General features: G+C 28.5%; 21 protein-coding genes, 1 pseudogene and 1 riboswitch. Of the genes and pseudogenes, 17 read left to right on the forward strand and 5 right to left on the reverse strand.

What is annotated here, in order from left to right; all coding sequences use genetic code 11:
- Positions 1 to 107: 107 nt before the first annotated feature.
- Positions 108 to 293, forward strand: a riboswitch (Lysine riboswitch).
- 104 nt (positions 294 to 397) lie between these two features.
- The 6 genes from I6E17_RS06900 to I6E17_RS06925 are packed head-to-tail and all read left to right on the forward strand — an operon-like array spanning position 398 to position 6,094.
- Complete coding sequence (locus I6E17_RS06900) at positions 398 to 1,600, forward strand: aspartate kinase (protein WP_235236329.1); 1,203 nt, start codon at positions 398 to 400, stop codon at positions 1,598 to 1,600.
- A gap of 20 nt (positions 1,601 to 1,620) precedes the next feature.
- Positions 1,621 to 2,610, forward strand: coding sequence for an aspartate-semialdehyde dehydrogenase (locus tag I6E17_RS06905; RefSeq protein WP_176828458.1), 990 nt, complete (start codon positions 1,621 to 1,623; stop codon positions 2,608 to 2,610).
- Positions 2,611 to 2,620: 10 nt separating this feature from the next.
- Positions 2,621 to 3,508 (forward strand): 4-hydroxy-tetrahydrodipicolinate synthase, encoded by an 888-nt coding sequence (dapA, locus tag I6E17_RS06910; RefSeq protein ID WP_176828459.1) that lies wholly within the window; start codon positions 2,621 to 2,623, stop codon positions 3,506 to 3,508.
- Positions 3,499 to 4,194 (forward strand): 4-hydroxy-tetrahydrodipicolinate reductase, encoded by a 696-nt coding sequence (dapB, locus tag I6E17_RS06915; RefSeq protein ID WP_235236331.1) that lies wholly within the window; start codon positions 3,499 to 3,501, stop codon positions 4,192 to 4,194. The genes dapA and dapB overlap by 10 nt, the downstream gene beginning before the upstream one ends.
- A 37-nt stretch (positions 4,195 to 4,231) precedes the next feature.
- Positions 4,232 to 4,936: a 2,3,4,5-tetrahydropyridine-2,6-dicarboxylate N-acetyltransferase gene (gene dapD / locus I6E17_RS06920; protein WP_235236333.1), complete on the forward strand. Its 705-nt coding sequence runs from the start codon at positions 4,232 to 4,234 to the stop codon at positions 4,934 to 4,936.
- A 21-nt stretch (positions 4,937 to 4,957) separates the two neighbouring features.
- Positions 4,958 to 6,094 carry a pyridoxal phosphate-dependent aminotransferase gene (locus I6E17_RS06925; protein WP_235236335.1) on the forward strand — a complete coding sequence of 379 codons (1,137 nt, stop codon included), beginning with the start codon at positions 4,958 to 4,960 and terminating at the stop codon, positions 6,092 to 6,094.
- A 72-nt stretch (positions 6,095 to 6,166) separates the two neighbouring features.
- Here the strand turns inward: I6E17_RS06925 and I6E17_RS06930 are convergent.
- From I6E17_RS06930 to I6E17_RS06940, 3 genes and pseudogenes are all read right to left on the reverse strand, one after another.
- Positions 6,167 to 7,610, reverse strand: a pseudogene (locus tag I6E17_RS06930) (MATE family efflux transporter).
- 33 nt (positions 7,611 to 7,643) lie between these two features.
- Complete coding sequence (locus I6E17_RS06935; protein WP_176828463.1) at positions 7,644 to 8,081, reverse strand: MarR family winged helix-turn-helix transcriptional regulator; 438 nt, start codon at positions 8,079 to 8,081, stop codon at positions 7,644 to 7,646.
- 172 nt (positions 8,082 to 8,253) lie between these two features.
- Positions 8,254 to 9,891: an FAD-binding protein gene (locus tag I6E17_RS06940; RefSeq protein WP_235236337.1), complete on the reverse strand. Its 1,638-nt coding sequence runs from the start codon at positions 9,889 to 9,891 to the stop codon at positions 8,254 to 8,256.
- A 201-nt stretch (positions 9,892 to 10,092) separates the two neighbouring features.
- Here I6E17_RS06940 and I6E17_RS06945 point away from each other — a divergent pair, with 201 nt between their 5' ends.
- The 4 genes from I6E17_RS06945 to I6E17_RS06960 all read left to right on the forward strand — a co-directional run bounded on the left by I6E17_RS06945 (position 10,093) and on the right by I6E17_RS06960 (position 14,447).
- A complete protein-coding gene (locus I6E17_RS06945) occupies positions 10,093 to 11,463 on the forward strand; it encodes an MATE family efflux transporter (RefSeq protein WP_235236338.1) in 1,371 nt (456 codons plus the stop codon).
- 9 nt (positions 11,464 to 11,472) lie between these two features.
- Positions 11,473 to 12,234, forward strand: coding sequence for an acyl-CoA dehydratase activase (locus I6E17_RS06950; RefSeq protein ID WP_235236340.1), 762 nt, complete (start codon positions 11,473 to 11,475; stop codon positions 12,232 to 12,234).
- Positions 12,235 to 12,266: 32 nt separating this feature from the next.
- A complete protein-coding gene (locus I6E17_RS06955) occupies positions 12,267 to 13,418 on the forward strand; it encodes a double-cubane-cluster-containing anaerobic reductase (protein ID WP_235236342.1) in 1,152 nt (383 codons plus the stop codon).
- Between the two features lie 267 nt (positions 13,419 to 13,685).
- Positions 13,686 to 14,447 carry a helix-turn-helix transcriptional regulator gene (locus I6E17_RS06960; protein ID WP_235236344.1) on the forward strand — a complete coding sequence of 254 codons (762 nt, stop codon included), beginning with the start codon at positions 13,686 to 13,688 and terminating at the stop codon, positions 14,445 to 14,447.
- Positions 14,448 to 14,498: 51 nt separating this feature from the next.
- Here I6E17_RS06960 and I6E17_RS06965 read toward each other — a convergent pair whose 3' ends face one another.
- Positions 14,499 to 15,173, reverse strand: a complete 675-nt coding sequence (locus I6E17_RS06965; protein WP_235236346.1) for a YczE/YyaS/YitT family protein — start codon at positions 15,171 to 15,173, stop codon at positions 14,499 to 14,501.
- A gap of 183 nt (positions 15,174 to 15,356) precedes the next feature.
- Here I6E17_RS06965 and I6E17_RS06970 point away from each other — a divergent pair, with 183 nt between their 5' ends.
- From I6E17_RS06970 to I6E17_RS07000, 7 genes are all read left to right on the forward strand, one after another.
- Positions 15,357 to 15,926: a chromate transporter gene (locus I6E17_RS06970; protein WP_235236348.1), complete on the forward strand. Its 570-nt coding sequence runs from the start codon at positions 15,357 to 15,359 to the stop codon at positions 15,924 to 15,926.
- On the forward strand, positions 15,923 to 16,450 hold the full coding sequence (locus I6E17_RS06975) for a chromate transporter (protein ID WP_235236350.1): 528 nt from the start codon (positions 15,923 to 15,925) through the stop codon (positions 16,448 to 16,450). Before I6E17_RS06970 ends, I6E17_RS06975 begins: the two co-directional genes overlap by 4 nt.
- A gap of 47 nt (positions 16,451 to 16,497) precedes the next feature.
- The gene (locus I6E17_RS06980; protein WP_235236352.1) at positions 16,498 to 16,737 is read left to right on the forward strand and encodes a TIGR03905 family TSCPD domain-containing protein; all 240 of its coding nucleotides are present in this window, start codon (positions 16,498 to 16,500) and stop codon (positions 16,735 to 16,737) included.
- Between the two features lie 252 nt (positions 16,738 to 16,989).
- Positions 16,990 to 17,268: an HU family DNA-binding protein gene (locus I6E17_RS06985; protein WP_235236354.1), complete on the forward strand. Its 279-nt coding sequence runs from the start codon at positions 16,990 to 16,992 to the stop codon at positions 17,266 to 17,268.
- Between the two features lie 177 nt (positions 17,269 to 17,445).
- Entirely contained in the window at positions 17,446 to 17,631 is a 186-nt protein-coding gene (locus I6E17_RS06990; protein WP_235236356.1) for a hypothetical protein, read from the forward strand.
- Positions 17,632 to 17,831: 200 nt separating this feature from the next.
- Entirely contained in the window at positions 17,832 to 19,187 is a 1,356-nt protein-coding gene (locus I6E17_RS06995; protein WP_235236358.1) for an MATE family efflux transporter, read from the forward strand.
- Between the two features lie 95 nt (positions 19,188 to 19,282).
- Complete coding sequence (locus I6E17_RS07000) at positions 19,283 to 19,501, forward strand: hypothetical protein (RefSeq protein ID WP_235236360.1); 219 nt, start codon at positions 19,283 to 19,285, stop codon at positions 19,499 to 19,501.
- A gap of 206 nt (positions 19,502 to 19,707) precedes the next feature.
- Here the strand turns inward: I6E17_RS07000 and I6E17_RS07005 are convergent, their stop codons facing one another.
- Positions 19,708 to 20,973 (reverse strand): 2-hydroxycarboxylate transporter family protein, encoded by a 1,266-nt coding sequence (locus I6E17_RS07005; protein ID WP_235236361.1) that lies wholly within the window; start codon positions 20,971 to 20,973, stop codon positions 19,708 to 19,710.
- Positions 20,974 to 21,064: the final 91 nt, after the last annotated feature.

Below are 21,064 nucleotides of genomic sequence, written 5' to 3' on the forward strand. Positions count from 1 at the left end.
TAAGACGGAGATATTTAAAAGTACAATATATTTTATATATATTTAAAATTTATATTTTAAACTTTTATTTTTTTAGTATTTGCTGTAAAATTCTTACAAAATCAATATGAACAGATTGAGGCGCAGTTGATAATAGTAGCTGTATAGAGCTTCCCGGCTTTGATATACAGTGAAAGGAGAAACTGCCGAAGTGTAAAATTTTATGGGGATAGATTTTATGCTGGGAATGCAGATAATATCTGTATAACTGTCACTAGAATTTGCAGGAGTTCTAGTGTTGTGCTTTCTGTTGCGTTTTTTTTAATATAATTTTTTTTAGATTATTTTTAAAATTACCCAGCAGAGAACAATCTGCTGGTTTTTTTATGCAAAAAATTATGTAAAGGAGACGAATATAATGAGAGCTGTACTTAAATATGGTGGTTCAAGTGTTGCTGATATAAAAAAAATACAAGCAATAGCAGATTATATAGTAAATTTTAAAGAAATATGTGATGAAATAGTAGTAGTAGCCTCAGCAATGGGAAAAACAACAGATTTTCTTATTAAAATGGCAAAAGATACATCAGAAAATCCTGATCAAAGAGAACTTGATTCTCTCCTTGCAACTGGAGAACAACAAACAGTTGCTCTTCTTTCAATGGCGATTAATTCAAAAGGTAAAAAAGCAGTTTCATTAACAGGATATCAAGCAGAAATAAAAACAATGGGAGTCCATACAAAAAGTAAAATAGAAAGTATAGGAACTGAAAAAATAGAGAACTATCTAAAGAAAGGATATATAGTTATTGTTGCAGGATTTCAGGGAATAAATGAGAAAGGAGATATTACAACTTTAGGAAGAGGGGGTTCAGATACAAGTGCAGTTGCTCTTGCTGCTTCTCTTAAATGCCAGTGTAGAATATATACTGATGTTGATGGAATTTATAATGTAGATCCTAGAATTTATTCAAAAGCAAAACTTTTAAAAGAAATTTCTTATGAAGAAATGATGGAAATGTCAAATTTGGGAGCTGGTGTAATGGAAACTAGAGCTGTTGAGATTGGCAAAAAATTTGATATACCTATTTTTGTAGGAAAAACTTTAAGTGAAACAGGAGGAACATATATTATGAACAGAAGTACAGCTTTAGAAGAAAAACTTGTGACAGGAATTAGTATTGCAAAAGATATTTTAATAACAACAATTTTAAATATACCTTATTCATCAGAAAAAATTGCAGAAATTTTTACTGCAGTTGATAATTATGGACTTAATATAAATATGATAACTCAAAATATTTTAAGAGACGGAACAACTGAAATTTCTTTTAGCTGTCAAGCATCAGAAAAGTATCTTCTTAATCAGGTAATAAAAAGAGTAGAAGAAATATTTCCAGAAGCTGATATTGAATATAGAGAAGGGCTTGGTATGATTTCAGTAATAGGTGTTGGAATGATTAATAATTCAGGAATAGCAGGAAGATTTTTTTCTGCTCTAAGTAAAGCAGGGGTTAATTTTTATCAAGTGACGACATCAGAAATTAGTATTTCATGTAGCATAGACAGAGGAATGATAGAACAGGCTGTAAATGCAGCAGCAGAAGAATTTTGCTTGTGAGAATTAAGTAAGGAGGCATTATGAAAATAGCGATAGTAGGAGCAACAGGTCTTGTAGGAACAACATTTTTAAAAGTTTTGGAAGAAAGAGATTTAGGAATTACTGAGCTTTATCTTTTTGCTTCTGCAAAAAGTGCAGGTAAAAAAATAGAATTTAAAGGAAGAGAATATATTGTAAAAGAACTTACAGAAAAAAGTTTTGATTTAGAAATAGATATAGCATTATTTTCAGCTGGAGGAGATATCAGTAAAAAATATGCTCCAATAGCAGCAGAAAAAGGGATTTTAGTTATTGATAATTCATCAGCTTGGAGAATGGATGAGAAAGTGCCTTTGGTTGTACCAGAAGTAAATAAAGAAGTTGCTTTTAAACACATGGGAATAATTGCGAATCCAAACTGTTCAACAATCCAATGCATGCTTCCATTAAAAGTACTTTCAGAAAAATATGGACTTAAAAGAGTAATATACAGTACATATCAAGCCGTATCTGGAACAGGACACAAAGGAATAGAAGATCTTCAGAATGGATTAAAAGGTTTAAAAGCAAAGACTTACCCACATGATATAGTAAATAACTGTCTTCCACATATAGACTCTTTTCTTGATAATGGGTATACTAAAGAAGAGATGAAAATGATAAATGAAACAAAAAAAATTCTTGGTCTTCCAAATCTTCCAGTAACAGCAACATGTGTAAGAGTACCTGTTATAAATTCTCATTCAGTATCAATAACAGCAGAATTGGAAAATGATTTTGATATAGATGAGATTAAAAAGGATTTTGCTGCTTTTGAAGGAATAATTCTTATAGATGAGCCTCAAAAAAATATGTATCCTCTTGCAGCTGATGCAACAGGACAAGATAAAGTTTTGGTTGGAAGAGTAAGAAGAGATTTCAGTAAAGAAAAAAGTATAAATTTATGGGTAGTTGCTGATAATATAAGAAAAGGGGCAGCAACAAATGCAGTTCAGATAGCTGAACTTTTTAAAAATACAGAAAAATTTTAAGGAGGAAAAAATGGCACTATTTACAGGTTCGGGGGTTGCACTTGTAACTCCATTTAATGAAAATAATGAGGTAAATTTTGAAAAATTAAGAGAGCTTTTAGAGTTTCACATTGCAAACAGAACAGATGCAATAATAGTTACAGGAACTACAGGAGAGGGTTCTACAATGTCTGACGAAGAAAAACTTGCAGTAATAAAGTTTTCTGTTGATGTGGCAGGAGGAAGAATTCCTATTATAGCAGGAACAGGTTCAAATAATACGAAGCATGCTGTATGGCTTAGTAAAGAAGCAGAAAAATTAGGAGCAGATGGACTTCTTGTAGTTACTCCTTATTATAATAAAGGAAATGAAAGCGGAATTTACAGTCACTATAAAGCAATAGCTGAAAGTGTAAAAATTCCTATAATTCTTTATAATGTTCCTGGAAGAACAGGAGTAAATATGTCTGTAAATCTTATAAAAATTCTTTCAGAAATAGAAAATATAACAGGAATAAAAGAAGCCAGTGGTAATATATCTTATGCAGCAGAAATTGCAAGAGAAGTTCCAGAATTAGATCTTTATTCAGGAAATGATGATATGACTGTTCCTCTTCTTTCAATAGGAGGAAAGGGAGTTATATCTGTATCAGCAAATATAATCCCAGAAACAGTTCACAATATGGTTATGGCATTTTTTAATAGAGATATTGATAAAGCAAGAGAGCTTCAGCTTAAATACAATAATCTTGTAAATTCTCTTTTCATAGAGGTAAATCCAGTTCCTATAAAAGAAGCTATGAATTTTTTAGGATATGAAGTAGGTGGATGCAGACTTCCTCTTGGTTCTATGAGTGATAAAAATAAAGAAATACTTTATGATATTTTAAAGGAACATGGGGTATCTGAATGGAAATAATAATACATGGAACAGGAACAATGGGGAAAATTTTAAAAGAAACTGCAGAACAAAGTAAAAATTTTACTGTAACTGGATTTGCAGATGAACTTACAAATGAAAAAGGAGATATTATTATAGATTTTTCTCATTTTTCAAGAATAAGCTCTTTACTTGAATTTGCAGAAGTAAAAAATCTTCCAGTTATTTTGGCTACAACTGGATATTCAGAAGAAATTTTTGAAAGAATAAAAAAAGCATCTCAGAAAATACCTATTCTTCTTTCTTCAAATATGTCATTGGGAATAAATCTTATGCAAGAGATACTTTCAAGAATAGTTCCAGTCCTTTATGAAAATTATGATATAGAAATTGTTGAGACTCATCATAGTAAAAAAATAGATTCGCCAAGTGGAACAGCAAAAACTCTTGCAGAAGTTATAGAAAGAAACTGTAGAGAAATTTTAAAAAGACAATATGGAAGAGAAGGAAATAATCCAAGAGAAAAAAAAGAAATAGGTATACATTCTTTAAGAGGAGGAACAGTAGTTGGAGAACATTCTGTTTTCTTTTATGGAAATGATGAAATATTTGAAATAAAGCATACAGCTCTATCTAAAAAGATTTTTGCAGAAGGAGCTTTAAAGGCAACTGAATTTTTAGTGAAACAAAAAGCAGGACTTTATTCAATGAAAGATATATTTTAAATTAGATACTAATGAAATGTTTGGAGGACAAAAATAGATGAACAGTTTAAATACAGCAGAAGAGATAATAGCTTTTATAAAAAGTTCAGAGAAAAAAACACCTGTAAAAGCATATATAAATGGAAATCTTTCAGGAATTTCAACTTCAGCAAAAATTTTTAAGGGAGACGAATCTTATATTTTAATAGGTGAGTCTTCTGAAATTGATAGAATAATAGAAGAAAATAAGGATAGAATACTAGATTTCTATATTGAAAATGACAGAAGAAATTCAGGAGTCCCTACTCTTGATTTGAGGAATATAGATGCAAGAATAGAGCCTGGAGCTATAATAAGAGATAAGGTAACAATAGGAAAAAATGCTGTTATAATGATGGGAGCAGTTATAAATATTGGAGCTGTTATTGGTGAAAATACAATGATTGATATGGGAGCAGTTCTAGGTGGAAGAGCAACTGTTGGAAAAAATTGTCATATAGGAGCAGGAGCAGTTTTAGCAGGAGTAATAGAACCTCCTTCAGCAAATCCTGTAATTATTGAAGATGGCGTTCTTGTAGGAGCAAATGCAGTTATAATTGAGGGGGTAAAAGTAGGAGCAGGAGCAGTTGTAGGAGCAGGAGCAGTTGTTCTTGAAGATGTTCCAGCAGGAGCAGTTGTAACAGGAAATCCTGCTAAAATAATAAAAACTGTTGATAAAAAAACTTTAGAAAAGACACAGCTTGTAGAAGACTTAAGAAAATAAGAGTAAGCAGGTATATTTTTTATGATAGGATTAAATAAAAAAACAGAAAAATTAAAATATTCTTTAATAAGAGTTCTTAAAGAAGAAGCAACTAAATATTCGGATGTAATAAATCTTACAATAGGAGAGCCAGATATTCCTACTCCTAAAAATCTTGTTGAAGAAGCCATGGAATATGGAAAAAATAATCAGCTTAATTATGCACAGGCAGGAGGAAGTGAAAAAATAAGAACTCTTGTAGCTGAATATTATAATAAAAAATATAAATCAACTTATAATGCAGAAAATGTTGTAATGAATGTAGGTGCTTCTGAGGCTCTTTCTTCATGCTTTAAAACAATTATAAATCCAGGAGATGAAGTGGTTATAACCTCACCTTTTTATCCTGCTTATCCTCCAATGATTGAATTGTGTTATGGGATACCAGTAATTTTAAATATACATGAAACAAAATTTAAAATAACCCGTAAAACATTAGAAAAATATATAACACCAAAAACAAAAGCAATTTTATTAAATAATCCATGTAACCCTACAGGGAATGTTATGACCTTGGAAGAAATGGAAGTAGTAGCAGACTTTATATCAGAAAGAGATATTTTCTTAATAGCAGATGAAGTTTATAGCAGTCTTGTTTTTTATGAATTTTATTCTTTTGCTTCTTTTGAGAAGATAAAGGATAAACTTATAATAATAAATGGTTTCTCAAAATCATATTCAATGACAGGATGGAGAATAGGCTACACATTATGTCCTGAAAGATATAGAAAAAATTTTTTAAATGCAACTTTTTATACTTTGAGCTGTCCTATGTCATTATCTCTTAAAGGTGCTGAAATAGCCTTAGAAAAATTTTCAGATTTTAATACAGCAGATATTTATAAAGAAAGGGCTGAATATATGGCTTCTGCTTTAGAGAAGATAGGTTTTAAGGTTTTAAAACCTAAAGGAGCTTTTTATATTTTTGCAGATTATACTGATCTTTCAAAATTAGATTCTTTTAAATTTACAATGGATATTTTAGAAAAAGTAAAAGTGGCAGTTGTTCCTGGAATATCATTTGGAACAGAGGGATATATAAGAATTGCTCTTACTGTTGATATGGAAAAACTTAAAGAAGCAGTTAAAAGGCTGGAGAAATATTTTAAAGCAATATAGTTTATTATTAAAAAATGGGGTTGTTGTATTTTTGTGAATTTACAATAGCCCCCATTTTAATAATATATATTTTTAATCTATTTTTGCTCTAAGTTCAATTTCTTCTTCTTCAAGAAGTCTTCCTTCTACTTTAGATTTAACTAGTTCTTTATGTCTTTTTCTAAGCTGTTCTTTTAAAATTCTCATTTCTCTCTTTATAAGAAGATAAGTAAGAAGTGTTGAAAGAAAATCTGCAACAGGAGCAGAGAACCATATTCCAGTAAGGCCAAATAATTTTCCCATTATTTTAATACATGGAATAAGAATGATTATTTGTCTTGAAAGACTTATAAATAAACTTAATTTTGGTTTTCCAACAGCTTGAAAGTATACAGAAGAAATAATTTGAAAACCTATTATAGGAAACATTATAGTATTTATTCTAAGACCATTAATAGCTATATCTAAAATTTCTTGCTCTCTTGTAAAAATAAAAATAAAATACTTTGATAAAAATTGAGTTGTTATAAAAGCAACAACACATATAGCAGTTGCAGCAAAGATTGCTTTGAAAAGAGCCTCTTTTACTCTTCCATAAAGTCTTGCACCATAGTTATATCCTAAAATTGGCTGAACACCTTGGTTTATTCCAAAAATAGGCATAGCTAGGAAGATTACTATTCCTTGAATAATTGCCATTGCTCCTATTGAAGCATCACCACCATAAATTTTTAAAGTACTGTTATTATGTATAATTTACAAAACTAGATCCAAGCTGAAGAGCAAAAGGAGCAGATCCCATCATAGTAATGTCCTTAACTCTTTTTAATTTTGGAATAAGATTTGAAGCATATAATTTTAATCCACTGAAACGAGAATTAAAATAAAATATTGTCCATGCAGCTGAAGCATACTGAGATATAATTGTAGCAAGAGCAGCTCCTTTTACACCCATTTCAAAATAAAAAATAAAAATAGGATCAAGAACTATATTTATTATTGCTCCTATAAGAAGAGTTGCCATAGACATTCTTGGGTTACCATCAGAACGGATTCCAACATTTGCTACATATCCTACAATAGCAGCAGGAAATCCAAATGCAACAATAGATAGATATTGTTTTGTAAAAATTCCTGTATTTTCACTTCCACCAAGAATATCAACAAGGCTGTCCATAGAAATTAAGACAAGAATCATCAGAATTACTGAAACAATTATTCCATATCCTATAGCATTTCCAAGAAAACATTCTGCCTCTTCTTTTTTCTTTCTTCCAAGATTAAGTGATATATTTGTTCCAGAACCAAGTCCTATAAGAACTGCAAAAGCAAAAGATAAAATAACTACAGGAAAAGTAAGTCCAACTCCAGCTATTGCAAAGTGTCCTATTTCTTTAATATTTCCTATATAAATTCTATCTACAATATTATACAAAGCATTAACAAGCATTCCTATAACTGCAGGTACTGAAAACTGCACCAAAAGTTTTGTAATTTTTTCTGTTCCCATAAATTTATGTTTGACATCGCTACTCATATTATTTTTCCATCCTTTTTTCCTTTAAAAAAATTATACATTCCAACTATCAAGAAGTTTTTTATTTATTCTATAGAGTGTTTCTAAATCCTCTTCTCCTATTATTTCTTTCACTTTATCTTGAAATATTTCTGATACTTCAAAAATTGTGTCAAGTAATTCTTGAGATTTTTCTTTTAGCTCTATATAAGTTATTCTTTTATCTGACTGGCATATTGTTTTTTTGATATATCCTTCAGATTCAAGTTTGTTTATAAGAGTTGTAACAGTAGATTTATCTCGTCCTAAATGTTCTGTAAGTTCTTTCATAGAAAGTTTTTTATTAAAGTGAAGTATAATAATTATTCTCATATAAGAATAACTTAAAGTTATACCTTTTTTTTTAGCTTCTTTTTCAATAAAACAACAACTTTTTATTCTTATCCTGGAAATATAACTGAAAAGAGTATTTTCCAGCTTTTTATTTTTCATTTTATCCTCCTCCCTCATCTAAAAATTTTACCATAAATTTAGTTTTATATCCAACTTTTTTTAAAATTAATAAAGATATGAAAAAGGATATAATAAAAATCTCCTTTAAAATTATTTTTGCAATTTTAAAGGAGATTGTCTATCTTTTGAAATAATTGTTTTTTAATAAAAATTAATTATATTCTTTTTTTACTTTTATATAGCCATTTTCTTTAAAAACTATAATTTTATATACTATATCTGATTGCTTAGGGAAATCTTCTCTATAATGAGCCCCTCTGCTTTCTTCTCTGTTAAGCATTGCAGTAAATAAAACTTTAGCAGTTTCTGTTTTAAAATATATTTCAAAATCTATTTTATTAGAAGTTTTTATATTGTAGTCTTTTTTTATTTTCTCAATTTCTATAAGAGCTTCTTTTAATTTTTCACCATTTCTTTTAATTCCACCTTTTTCTGTTATAAGTTTTTTTATAGATTTAATGATGTCATTTTTAGAAGAAGATTTTGTAGTATTGTTAGATTCTAATGAATTAACCCAGTTTGTGAATTCATTTTTTAAATACTCATTAGAAATATTTTCTAAAGGATTATTTTTTATATATTCATCAGCAGTGCAGGCAGCTCTTCTTCCAAATACTAAAGCACCTCCTACAGAGTTTCCTCCAAGTCTGTTTGCTCCTTCAACTCCTGATATAATTTCTCCAGCAGCAAAAATTCCAGGAATATTTGTTTCTCCATTACAGCTGACTTTTACTCCACCATTACAACTGTGGGCAAATGGAGCAACAACAACTTCATCATTGCACATATCTATACCTATACTTTTTTTTAGCCAATCAAGATAAACTTTATAAAATTCTCCTTCATCTAAATATAAATCTTTATGAAATTTTAGTTTTACTCCATTTATATTATCTGCCATTTTTAAATCTATTACAGAACTTTTAAAATCACAGCTAAATGGAGCATAGGAACTTCTTTCCAGCCATAAATCTTTTATATTTTTATCCTCAATTCCTGAAAATAATTTTTTATCATCATGAGTATACATTCCAAGACAATATTTTAAAGTATGTTCTCCAAAAAGAGTATTATATACAGGTTTTATAAATGCAGGAATAAATTGAATAAATTCCATATTCTGAAGTTGAGCTCCTGCATCAAGAAGAACAACATGTCCTGATCCATCAATATCTGAAGGATAAAGATTGTGCTCATAAAGTCCAGCTATTCCTCCTGAAGCCATTATTATTACAGGAGCTTTTATTATAAAAAGTTCTCCTTCGTTACTTTGAAAAACAGCTCCAGCTGTTTTGTTATTATATTTTAAAATTTTTATTATTTTAGCTTGTTCTTTTATTTTTATATTTTCAATATTTTTAAATATTATTTTTGCTTCTTCTTTAGCCTTTTCCCATTCATTTATAAGGAAAATATCTCTGGCATATTTAGCAAAACATGCAGGTCTCTTATCGTTTCTTAGCCATGGTTTAAAACCAATTTCATTAAGAGAAGTTATACTTTCTTTGATATCTTTTATATATGTGTCAATCATATGAGGGTTTTCCATTCCTCTTCCTATTGTTCTTATATCATTTTTAAAAAAATCTAAATCTTCTTTTTGGTCAGCTGTTGCTTGTATTCCTAAAGTTCCTTTTAGAGGGAAATAACTAGCTCCTCCACATAATTTTCCATTTGTGACAAGAATGACATTTCTTCCTCTTTCAGCAGCTTTCTTAGCAGCAGTAAGTCCTCCTATCCCACTTCCTACAACTATGATATCACAGTTTAAAATTTTATTTATTTTCATTAGATCTTCCTTTCAAATTAAAAATAGATTTTATTATATAGTATATCAGAAAAATTTTTAAAAAGAGATATTTGTTTTTGAAAAATTTTTCAGTGCCGCCGCGTCCTTAATTATAAAAGATTATTTTTAATATTTATATTTTATTTACAGATTAAAAAAATTTTGTCATAATATAGGTATATTAAGAGGGAAGGAGGCGTGATGGGAATTATGGTAAATAACTCACAGATACAATTTTTAAAAATGACAGAAACACCTATTCCTAAATTAGTAAGTTCATTAGCTGTCCCTACAATTATAAGTATGCTAACATCTTCAATATATAATATGGCTGATACATTTTTTGTTGCTAAGTTAGGAACAAGTGCAGCAGGAGCAGTTGGAATAGTTTTTTCTTTAATGGCTGTAATACAAGCTGTGGGTTTTGGACTTGGGATGGGTTCTGGAAGTAACATTTCAAGACTTTTAGGACAACAGAAAAATAAGGATGCAGATATGATTGCATCTACTGGATTTTTTTCAGCTATAACTTTTGGGTTAATTCTTACTATTACAGGAACTATTTTTATAAATATACTTATGAGAAACTTAGGAGCTACAGAAACAATTCTTCCATATGCGAGGGATTATGCAAAATATATTCTTTTTGGAGCTCCTATCATGTGTGCCTCATTTGTGATGAATAATATTCTTCGTTCAGAGGGAAAAGCGGCTCTTTCTATGGTAGGGATTACTTTTGGTGGAATTCTTAATATAGTTTTAGATCCAATTTTTATTTTTGTATTTAAATTAGGAATTTCAGGAGCTGCTATAGCCACTCTTTTAAGTCAATGTGTAAGTTTTTCTTTATTGTTATCATGTTTCATAAAAGGAAAAAGTACTACGAAGCTTCGTGTAAAAAATATTTCAAAGAAGATAGGGACATATTTTTTAATAATAAAAACAGGTCTTCCTTCTTTATGTAGACAGGCTTTAGCAAGTATTGCTACTATAGTTTTAAATGTGAATGCTGCTTTTTATGGAGATTCTGCTGTTGCAGCTATGTCAATAGTGGGAAGGATATTTATGTTTACTATGTCTGCTATGATAGGTTTAGGACAAGGATTTCAGCCTGTTGTAGGATATAATTATGGAGCAAGAAAATACGATAGAGTAAAGGAAGCTATCTTTTTTACTGGTAAAGTAGGTACTTTTGTGATGACATCTTTTGCTGTTTTAGGTTTTATATTTGCAGAGAATATAATGGAATTTTTTAGGAAAGAAGATATGGCTGTAATTGCAATAGGAACTTTTGCTATTAGAGCTCAGTGTCTTGCTCTTCCTATTCATCCAATGATTGTTGTTTCAAATATGACATTGCAAATGGTAGGAAAATCATGGCAAGGAACATTTCTTTCAGCAGCAAGACAAGGAATATTTTTTATTCCAGTTATTTTGATTCTCTCACAGACAATTGGGCTTACAGGTATACAAATAACACAGCCAATAGCAGATGTTTTAAATGCTTTGTGTTCAATACCATTTATGGTAGCCTTTTTTAAAGAAATTACAGCTAAAAAAACTAAATTTTAGGAGGAAAAATTGTATAAGATAGGAATAGATATAGGATCTACTGCAGCTAAAGTAGCTGTTATGGAAAAAAATGACATTATTGATTATTTTGTTATGCCTACAGGATGGAGCAGTGTTGAAACTGCTGAAAATATTTTTAAAAAATTAAATGAGAAAGGTTATAATAAAGGAAATTCAAAGTATGTTGCAACGGGATATGGAAGAATTTCAGTTCCTTTTGCAGATAAAACTGTAACTGAGATAACATGTCATGGAGCAGGTGCATATTATTTTTATGATAAAGATTGTACAGTTATTGATATAGGGGGACAAGATACTAAAATTATAACTATACAAGATGGTATGGTTTCAGATTTTACTATGAACGATAAATGCTCTGCAGGAACAGGAAGATTTATTGAAGTTATGGCAAATACTTTGGGAGTGTCAATAGATGAATTAACAGAATTGGCAGAAAAAGGTAAAGATGTAAAAATAACTTCAATGTGTACAGTATTTGCAGAATCAGAGGTTATAAGCCTTATAGGGCGTGGTGAAAAAAGAGAAGATATTGCTTTTGGAATTATAAATTCAGTTGTGACTAGAGTTGTTTCATTATGCAAAAAACATGGAAAAAATAATACTTTTTTCCTTACAGGAGGACTTAGCAGCAATAAATATATTCTTTCTCTTTTAAGGGAACAACTTCAAAGTGAAGTTGTAACAAATGAAATGGGAAGATATGCAGGAGCTGTTGGAGCAGCTGTTGTAGCAGGAAAAATAAAAAAATAAATTAAAATATATTAATGGAGGAACTAAAACTAATGAATAATTTACCTAAAAATTTTGAAACTTTTTCCGATGCCAGAAGACAAGGATTTTTAAAAGTAAAAGAACTTAAAGATGCTGGAAAAAATGTTGTAGGAACTTACTGTACATACACTCCTAAGGAAGTAATATATGCAGCAGGGGCATACCCTGTATCTCTTTGTGCTTCAAGTGAAGAAACTATTCCAGATGCAGAAAGACATCTTCCTAAAAATTTATGTCCACTTATTAAAGCAAGTTATGGTTTTGCACTGACTGATAAATGTCCTTATATGTATTTTTCAGATTTAATTATAGGTGAAACTACTTGTGATGGAAAGAAAAAAATGTATGAATTACTTGGAGAATTAAAAGATACTTATGTTATGAACCTTCCAAATTCTCAAAACAATAGTTTTTCTCTTGAACTTTGGAAATCAGAGATAAAAGCATTTATAAAAAAAATGGAAGAAAAATTTGGTGTAGTTATTGATGATGAAAAACTGAAATCTGCAATAAAATTATGTAATGAGGAAAGAAGAGTCTTAAAGGAATTATATTCACTAGGAAAACTTGTACCTCCTCCTATTTCTGGATATGATATGTATAAAGTTCTTGATGGAGCAAAATTTACTTTTGATAAAGAAGAACAAAATGCAAGAATAAGAGAAATGATAAAAGAACTTAAAAAAATTCATGAAAGAGGAGAAAGTAAAATACCTACATCAGCTCCTCGTATTCTTATTACAGGTTGTCCTATGGGAGGAGTTATTGATAAAGTAGCAAAGCCTATAGAGGAAATGGGAGCAGTTGTAGTTGCATATGAAAGTTGCAGTGGTATGAAAAACTTAGAAGAACTTGTGAGAGAAGATATAGATCCAATTGATGCAATAGCTGAAAAATATCTTAATATTCCATGTTCTGTAATGACTCCTAATAAAGGAAGAGAAGAACTTTTAAAACAAGTAATAAAAGAATATAAAATAGATGGTGTTGTTGAAGTAATTCTTCAAGCATGCCACACATATAATATTGAGGCATATAACATTAAAAAACTTGTAATGAAAGAAAAAGAAATACCTTATCTTGCTCTTGAAACAGATTATTCTTTATCTGATTCAGGACAAGTAAAAATAAGATTAGAAGCTTTCCTTGAACTTCTAGGATAATACAATAATCTTGAATTTATAGAAAATTTTAATAACCTTAGTACTTGTTCAAGCATTAAGGTTATTTTTAATTATAGCAATTAAATAAAAATATTTTATTTTCAAAAGATAAAATATTTATTAAGAATTTTAATTTAATATTTTATATAAAAAATAAATTAGAAATGATATTGATGTTTTCTATAAGTTGTTTATTTTATCGGGAAAATTTATTTGAATTTTAACTGATAAAATAGTAAAATAGCAGGAGTGTAAAGGAGGCATCAAATGAGTAAGAACGGAATTTTAAGGACACTGAGACTGGAAAAAAGATTTTCTAAAGAGGAGCTTTGTGAAATATTTAATAAAGAATATGATTTAAAAATAAATAGAAATATGATTTCAAAATGGGAAAGTGGTCAAATAACTCCTACAGGAATTTATCTTTCGGCTTATGCAAGATATTTTAATATAAGTTCAGGTTATATAGCTAGTCTTATTGAAAGCAGGCAGGAAGAAGATAATGGAAGTGATTTAAATGAGACTACAGAAGAAATAAATATAGTAAAAAGATTAAGAGAAGAACAAGGTTTTTCTCAAGAGCAACTTGCAGAACTTACAGGTTATAAAACAAAGAAGAAAATAGAAGAGATAGAAGAAGGAATTTCATTTATTCCTGAATCTAAAATTTCTAAGTTTGTGAAAGTCTTAAAAACTTCTAAAGAAATATTATGTCAAAGTATTTCAGAAGGAAAGAAAAAAGATACAAACAAAAAATTTTTAAAGCCAGATGTTATTCTTGAAGATGGAAAAGAATTATATTTTGATATTATAAATATAGGGAAAATAGCATTTCACTATTATGAAAATAATGAGGAAAAAAAGTTAGAGCTGACTAATAAGGAATTGAATGAATTTAATAAGTCTATGAATATTGTTAATATTTTATTTGATAGCCCTTATATAACAAAGACTGATAAATTTGGATTAAAAAGAGAAGCTTTAAAATGTTATATAAAAAATTTAATGAGTTTTCCAAGGAATAACTAATATAAAAATAAAAATCTCTGTTTAAATATCAGAGATTTTTATTTTATAATTCTATTTAGTTGCTTTTATTGAGTTTTTAAATAAATATGCTTTAAGAAGTTTAACTTCAGAAACAATACTTCTATGTTCAATTTTTTTGACATCATCTTTAAAAATTTTGAAGAAAAATTGAATGATATATCCTGCGGTAAGAGAAAAAGCAGCAGTTCCTATTCCAACTTTTCCTCCAAGAAAATATCCTAAAGTAAGAGCCATAGCTTCAAGGCATAATCTTACTGTTCCAAGAGGAAAACCTGTCATTTTTGTAAAGACAACCATAAGTCCGTCTCTAGGTCCACAACCACATCCTGTAGATATATACATATAACTTCCAAGAGAAAAAACAGTTATTCCTTCAGCAAAAAGAAGAGCCTGCTGAAAATATGTATTTCCGACTGGGATTATATCAAGATATATAAATAAATCTACAAAAAGTCCTACAAAAGTTACATTTAAAATTGTTCCACTGCCAAGAGGCTGTTTAAAATAAAGACCTATAAATATTACAATAAATCCAACAGCTATATTTGCTTGACCTAAAGTAATTCCAATTTGTTTGTTAAGCCCTTGATTAAGAACATCCCACGGAGAAAGTCCTAAATTTGAATTAAGAATAGAGACTATTCCGAAAGAACATAATATAAGTCCACTCATAAGTTTAACATATTTTAGTATTTCTTTTTTCATTTTTCCTCACTCACTTTAAATACTGTTTATTTTTACACTATTAAATAGTATATCATAATTAGTAGAGAATTTTAACTTTTTTTATAAAATAATTAAAGAAAAATTTTAAAATATATAGATATATGTTATAATCATTATTGAACTTATTATGTATCTATTTTATTTTGAAGAGGGATATTGTATATGAAAAAAAGTGTATATTTTGAATTATTCCTTGTATTTTTTAAAATAGGAGCTTTTACTATAGGAGGAGGTTATGCAATGGTTCCTCTTATAAAAGAAGCTCTTGTTGATAAGAAAAAATGGCTGAATGATGAAGAATTTGTAGATGGTCTTGCAGTTGCACAGTCAGCACCAGGAATACTTGCAGTTAATACAGCTATTATTACGGGCAATAAAATAGCAGGCCCTTTTGGAACGATAGCAGGAACTTTAGGAGCTGTTCTTCCATCATTTTTAATGATTCTTGCTTTGGCAACTTTTTTATCAGGAGTGAGAGATTCTAAAATATTTATTTCATTTTTTAATGGAATAAAACCGGTAACAGTGGCTCTTATTTTTATATCTGTTATAAAAATGGCAAAGAGTACAAAAATTAATATGAAAACAGCAATAATTCCTCTGGGAGTAGGTATTCTTGTAGCTTATACTCCTGTATCTCCTATTGTTGTTATTATTTTTGCAATGATTTTAGGAAATGTTTATTTTAAAATAAAAGATAAGAATATAGAAAAAAGAGGAGGTAAAAAATGATTTACTTTCAGCTTTTTTATGTATTTTTTAGAATAGGATTATTTAGTTTTGGAGGAGGATATGCAATTCTATCTCTTATTCAGAAAGATGTAGTTGAAAAGTTTCAATGGATAACTACAAGTGAATTTACAGAGATAGTAGCACTTTCACAAATAACTCCTGGACCTATAGCAATAAACTCAGCAACATATATAGGATATAGAGTTACAGGCAGTGTTTTTGGATCTTTGTTTACAACATTAGGAGTTGTAATGCCTTCTTTTCTTGTGTTGTCTCTTATAGTGATATTTTTAAATAAATTTAAAAAATCAATTGTAGTGGAAAGAGCATTTAAAGGACTTAGACCTGTCGTTTTAGGGCTTATTCTTGCTGCAGGGCTTTCCCTGTTAAAGCCTGAAAATTTTATAGATTTTAAGAGTTGTATAATTTTTATATTATCTATAATTCTTTCTCTTAAATGGAATATAGGAGTTATTCCTCTTATAATAGGTTCAGGTATTTTAGGAGTAATTCTTTATATGTAAAACAAATAAAAATAATTATATTTTATAAAAATTTAGGGGTGATATTTATGACAATGTTCAGAACATCAGGAGTTTGTGCAAGAGGAATAGAATTAGAAGTAGAAAATGGAATAATTAAAGATATTAAATTTTTAGGTGGCTGTGATGGTAATACCAAAGGACTTGCAAGCCTTATAAAAGGAATGAAAGTTGAAGAAGTAAAGAGAAAACTTAGAGGAATAAGATGTGGTGCAAAATCTACTTCATGTCCAGATCAACTTGCACAGATATTAGAACAAAATTTCTAAAATTGAAAATAATGATAAAAAGATGATAGATTAAATTAAAAATAATTTTAAAATCATCTTTTTATTTTTTTGTTACTTGTCTGTAAATTTATATTAAAAATAAATTTTTTCATAAAAAAGAAGTACTATATTTGACTTATTTAAGTAAATTTATGATTTTATTAAAAAACTCATTGCAAGAGACTGTGAAATATGATATAACCTTTACTAGAAGGTATTTTTACAGAAAGAAAGAACAATGAGGAGGGAAAAATGACTAAAAAGGAATTTGTTAATCTTTATTTTGAAAAAGGTGGATTTGAGACAAAAATTGATGCAGAAAAAAAAGCTATGGCATTTTTAGCAACAATTGAAGAAGCTCTTGTAAATGGAGATGGAGTTACTTTTACTGGATGGGGAAAATTTGAAGTTTCTGAAAGAGCAGCAAGAGTATGTAAAAACCCTAGAACTGGTGAAGCTGTAAATGTTGAAGCTAAAAAAGTAATTAAATTTAAAGCTGGAAAAATGTTAGAAGAAAGCGTAAACAGATAATTAAAATAGTTCAGACGGGCTGTTGCTTATTTTATATAGCAGTCCGTCTATTTTTATATATACGAAAAAATTTCATAATTATTCTTAAAATTTTTTCTTAGATATAATATAATAATATTTAGAAAGTAACATTTAAAAGTTTTTTATAAATGTATTGGATAAATAAGGAGGAATTTTATGAATAAATTAAAATTGATTACAATAGGACTACTTCTTTTTATTTTAGGAGGATGTTCAGGAGTAACACCAAGAGCAGGAGCAGGAATAGGTGTTGGGCTTGGTGTTGATTTTACAAGAAAGACTCCTGTGATAAGACCTTATATAGGTGGTGGAATAGGAGCAGGATTATTTAAGTTTTTCTAAAATTAAAAATTAGATTTTAAATACTTTTCCAGAGGAGATAGAAGTAAGTTTATAGATTATAGATCTATAAAAATTTGCTTTTATTTTCCTCTTTTTTAATATAAAATTATTTTTATATTAAATGATATAATTTAAAAATTGATTTTATTGAATTTAAAATATATAATTTATAATATAGATTATATAAACTGGAGGAAAAAATGTCTAGTGTAGATTTAAAAAGAGACAGTATAGGAAAATTATTTTTTTATTTTTCTTTTCCAGCAGTTACAGGAATGATGGTAAGTGCCTTATATGTAATTGTAGATGGAATATTTATAGGAAGAGGAATAGGAAGCAATGGACTTGCTGCTATAAATATAGCTTATCCGATTACAAATTTTTTAGTGGGATTGAGTCTTATGTTTGGTGTGGGAGGAGCAACAATGATCTCAATTGCCAGAGGAAAAGAGGAAAATCAAGAGGTAAATAGAATTTTTACTCATACAATTTTGCTCACATTTTTTACTTATATAGTAGCTCTTATGGCAGTTATATTATTTGAAAAAGAATTGATTTTCTTTTTAGGTGGAAATGATATTTTATATAATGATATTAGAGCTTATCTTATTCCAAGTGCATGGTTTAATATATTTTTTATGCTTTCTATGGGGCTTAATGCTGTAGTAAGAAATGATAATGCACCAAAACATGCTATGTTTGCTATGATTTTAGGAGCACTTATAAATATATTATTAGATGCTCTATTTATTATTGTATTTAAGTGGGGAATGTGGGGAGCAGCTACAGCAACAGGAATATCACAAGTATGTTCATTTATTTTTTTATGGCTTCATTTTTATAATGGAACATCAGATATAAAGATAGAGAAAAAACTTAAGTTTTCTATAAAGATTATAATAAGAATTATAATAAATGGATTTCCATCTTTTATTATAGAATTTGCTATAGCAATAGTAACTTTATTATTTAATATTGTTTTAATGCAAATGACAGGAGAAATAGGAGTAGCAGCTTTTTCAATAGTAGCTTATGTATTTTATATTTTCAGAATGTTATTTAATGGATTAGCACAGGGAATTCAACCAATAGTAAGTTTTAATTATGGGGCAGGAAGAAAAGATAGATTAAAAAAGATATTTCTTCTTGGGCATAGAACAGCACTAGTAATAGCTGTAATTATAATATTTATAGTAAATATTTTTAATAAAGAAATAGTTGCTGTATTTACTGAAAATAATAAAGAATTAGTAAAACTTGCTTCTTCAGGATTAGTTTGTTATACAAGTGGAATGGTATTTTTAGCAGTCAACTTTATAAATATTTCTTATCTTCAATCAATGGAAAAAGCTTTAATTTCAAATCTTATGTCTTTTGGAAGAAGTTTCTTTTTTGTAGTTGTAGGAATCCTTATTTATCCTAAAATATTTAATATTTATGGTGTTTGGCTTACTCCTCCTTTAGCAGACTTTACGGTTTTTATAATGACATTAGTTGGATATTTATGGATAAAGAAAAGAGGAATAAGAGAAAAAAATTATATTCAATCAGAATAAAATTAGTTTTTAATAAAAATTTCAGGACTTCTATTGAAAAAACAAAAATTGTAAGGTAAAATTAAGTATACTCAATTAAAGGAGGCTGGATTATTATGCTAGAATTATTAAAAAAACTTAATACGGAAGTCTATGATATTGTGTGCAGTAAAAAAGTATATTACAATGTAAAAATATTAGAGGTAAAAGATAATTTTATGTTGATAGAAAATAAAAAAGAAGATAAATTCCTTTTAAATTTATCTTTAATTTCATCAATTTCAGCAGGAAAAGATATTGCATTTGGAACTATTCCTAAAAATATAAGATTATAAATATAAAAGAAATAATATATTTTTAATTATTAATTTTATAATGCATTTAAAAGCTTAAAAGTTAAGTTTTTAAATGCATTTTTTTTATAAAAAATAAAATTTAAAGAAATTAAAAGGATTAATCTTTATATTTAATAAAAATTAATCCTTGATATAATAAAATTAAAAAATAAACTTATATAAAATAATAATTTATTTCAAGTGGTTTATAATAAATTAATTAATAGAGAAGTTAACAATAGCATAAATGCTCCTCCAATTCTTGAAGAGATTTGAGAAAATGGCATAAGTTCCATTCTATGACAGGCCGACATTACAGCTACATCCCCTGTTCCTCCCATGTTAGCCATACATAGTCCAGCTGTTATTGAAGCTTCAACTACATAGAATCCGGCTAAATGCCCTACTATTGCAGTCCCAATAATAGCTCCAACTACTGTTGTTGCTACTAATAAAAGATATATAGGTGTGAAAGAAGAAATTACCTCTCCAAGATTTGTATAAGCTACTCCGATTCCAACTAAAAGAGCTGCTGTAAAATTTTTCATTATAAAGTTAAACCATTTTGCACAACATTCTTCATAATAATCATTTATAATACCTAATATTTTAGCAATAGCTACTGATATAATCATTAAAGCATAAGAATGAATAGGGATAAATTTACTTAAAATATTTCCTAAAATAAAGAATGTAGTAGCGATTATAAGACCTATTCCCAATTCATTATAAGTAGGAACAGAAAGTTCTTTTTGTTGACACATTGAATCATCTTGAACTTTTAAAAGTTTTCCTTCTCCTGAAAGATTTTTATATTTTTTCCCAATTCTGTCTAAAAGTCCTGCGGAAACAATTGCTAGTGCATTTCCAAGAGCTACTGCTGGAACCATAACAGATAGTAATTCACTTGGTTCTTTATTTAAAGCTTGTCCAAATATTTGAGATAATGGTACAGCACCTGCTCCCATTCCACCACCCATTATAGGAATAGCAATATAAAATATTGCCTTTTTAAAACCATAACCTAAAAGAGCGCCAACTACTCCAGTAAGTAAAAGAGATACAAGAACTCCTCCTAGAATGACTGGAAGATAACCAACAGCTGCTTTTATCAAAAGTTTTCTATTCATTCCTAAAATACTTCCAACTATTAAAGCAGCTATGTAAAAATCTAAGAAGCGCTGTGAAATCATAAAATCTGTTATAATTTTTACTTCTTTGGCAGGAAGTATATTAAAATAAAGTAAAGCAGCAGATACAAAGATTATAACAATAGGCCCTCCTCCTAAGTAATCTTTTACAAGAGGAGTTTTATTTCCAATATAATCTAATACAGCTCCTATTATCATCATTAAAGGAAAGGCTCCTAACATTCCTGGCGGCAATTTTCCTAAAATTATTGCTACGATTAAAATAATTGTTATAGGAATAAAATATTTCATTTCTAATCCTATTAACTTAAATTTCTCCATATTATCCCCTCCGAAATTTTTTGTATAATTAATTATAATTTGTAAATCATGATTAATCAAGGGGCTTTAGTAAAAAAAATAGAAAAATGTG

Origin of the sequence: Fusobacterium perfoetens (genome assembly GCF_021531595.1) — a bacterium.
Lineage (GTDB): Bacteria > Fusobacteriota > Fusobacteriia > Fusobacteriales > Fusobacteriaceae > Fusobacterium_B.

Coding starts and splice junctions, on each gene's coding strand:
- I6E17_RS06995 (WP_235236358.1), top strand. CDS start 17,832: ATGTCTAGTGTAGATTTAAAAAGAGACAGTATAGGAAAATTATTTTTT.
- I6E17_RS06970 (WP_235236348.1), top strand. CDS start 15,357: ATGAAAAAAAGTGTATATTTTGAATTATTCCTTGTATTTTTTAAAATA.
- I6E17_RS06990 (WP_235236356.1), top strand. CDS start 17,446: ATGAATAAATTAAAATTGATTACAATAGGACTACTTCTTTTTATTTTA.
- dapB (WP_235236331.1), top strand. CDS start 3,499: ATGGAAATAATAATACATGGAACAGGAACAATGGGGAAAATTTTAAAA.
- I6E17_RS06935 (WP_176828463.1), bottom strand. CDS start 8,081: ATGAAAAATAAAAAGCTGGAAAATACTCTTTTCAGTTATATTTCCAGG.
- I6E17_RS06940 (WP_235236337.1), bottom strand. CDS start 9,891: ATGAAAATAAATAAAATTTTAAACTGTGATATCATAGTTGTAGGAAGT.
- I6E17_RS06905 (WP_176828458.1), top strand. CDS start 1,621: ATGAAAATAGCGATAGTAGGAGCAACAGGTCTTGTAGGAACAACATTT.
- I6E17_RS06975 (WP_235236350.1), top strand. CDS start 15,923: ATGATTTACTTTCAGCTTTTTTATGTATTTTTTAGAATAGGATTATTT.
- I6E17_RS07000 (WP_235236360.1), top strand. CDS start 19,283: ATGCTAGAATTATTAAAAAAACTTAATACGGAAGTCTATGATATTGTG.
- I6E17_RS06955 (WP_235236342.1), top strand. CDS start 12,267: ATGAATAATTTACCTAAAAATTTTGAAACTTTTTCCGATGCCAGAAGA.
- dapA (WP_176828459.1), top strand. CDS start 2,621: ATGGCACTATTTACAGGTTCGGGGGTTGCACTTGTAACTCCATTTAAT.
- I6E17_RS06925 (WP_235236335.1), top strand. CDS start 4,958: ATGATAGGATTAAATAAAAAAACAGAAAAATTAAAATATTCTTTAATA.
- I6E17_RS06945 (WP_235236338.1), top strand. CDS start 10,093: ATGGGAATTATGGTAAATAACTCACAGATACAATTTTTAAAAATGACA.
- I6E17_RS06985 (WP_235236354.1), top strand. CDS start 16,990: ATGACTAAAAAGGAATTTGTTAATCTTTATTTTGAAAAAGGTGGATTT.
- I6E17_RS07005 (WP_235236361.1), bottom strand. CDS start 20,973: ATGGAGAAATTTAAGTTAATAGGATTAGAAATGAAATATTTTATTCCT.
- I6E17_RS06960 (WP_235236344.1), top strand. CDS start 13,686: ATGAGTAAGAACGGAATTTTAAGGACACTGAGACTGGAAAAAAGATTT.
- I6E17_RS06965 (WP_235236346.1), bottom strand. CDS start 15,173: ATGAAAAAAGAAATACTAAAATATGTTAAACTTATGAGTGGACTTATA.
- I6E17_RS06980 (WP_235236352.1), top strand. CDS start 16,498: ATGACAATGTTCAGAACATCAGGAGTTTGTGCAAGAGGAATAGAATTA.
- dapD (WP_235236333.1), top strand. CDS start 4,232: ATGAACAGTTTAAATACAGCAGAAGAGATAATAGCTTTTATAAAAAGT.
- I6E17_RS06900 (WP_235236329.1), top strand. CDS start 398: ATGAGAGCTGTACTTAAATATGGTGGTTCAAGTGTTGCTGATATAAAA.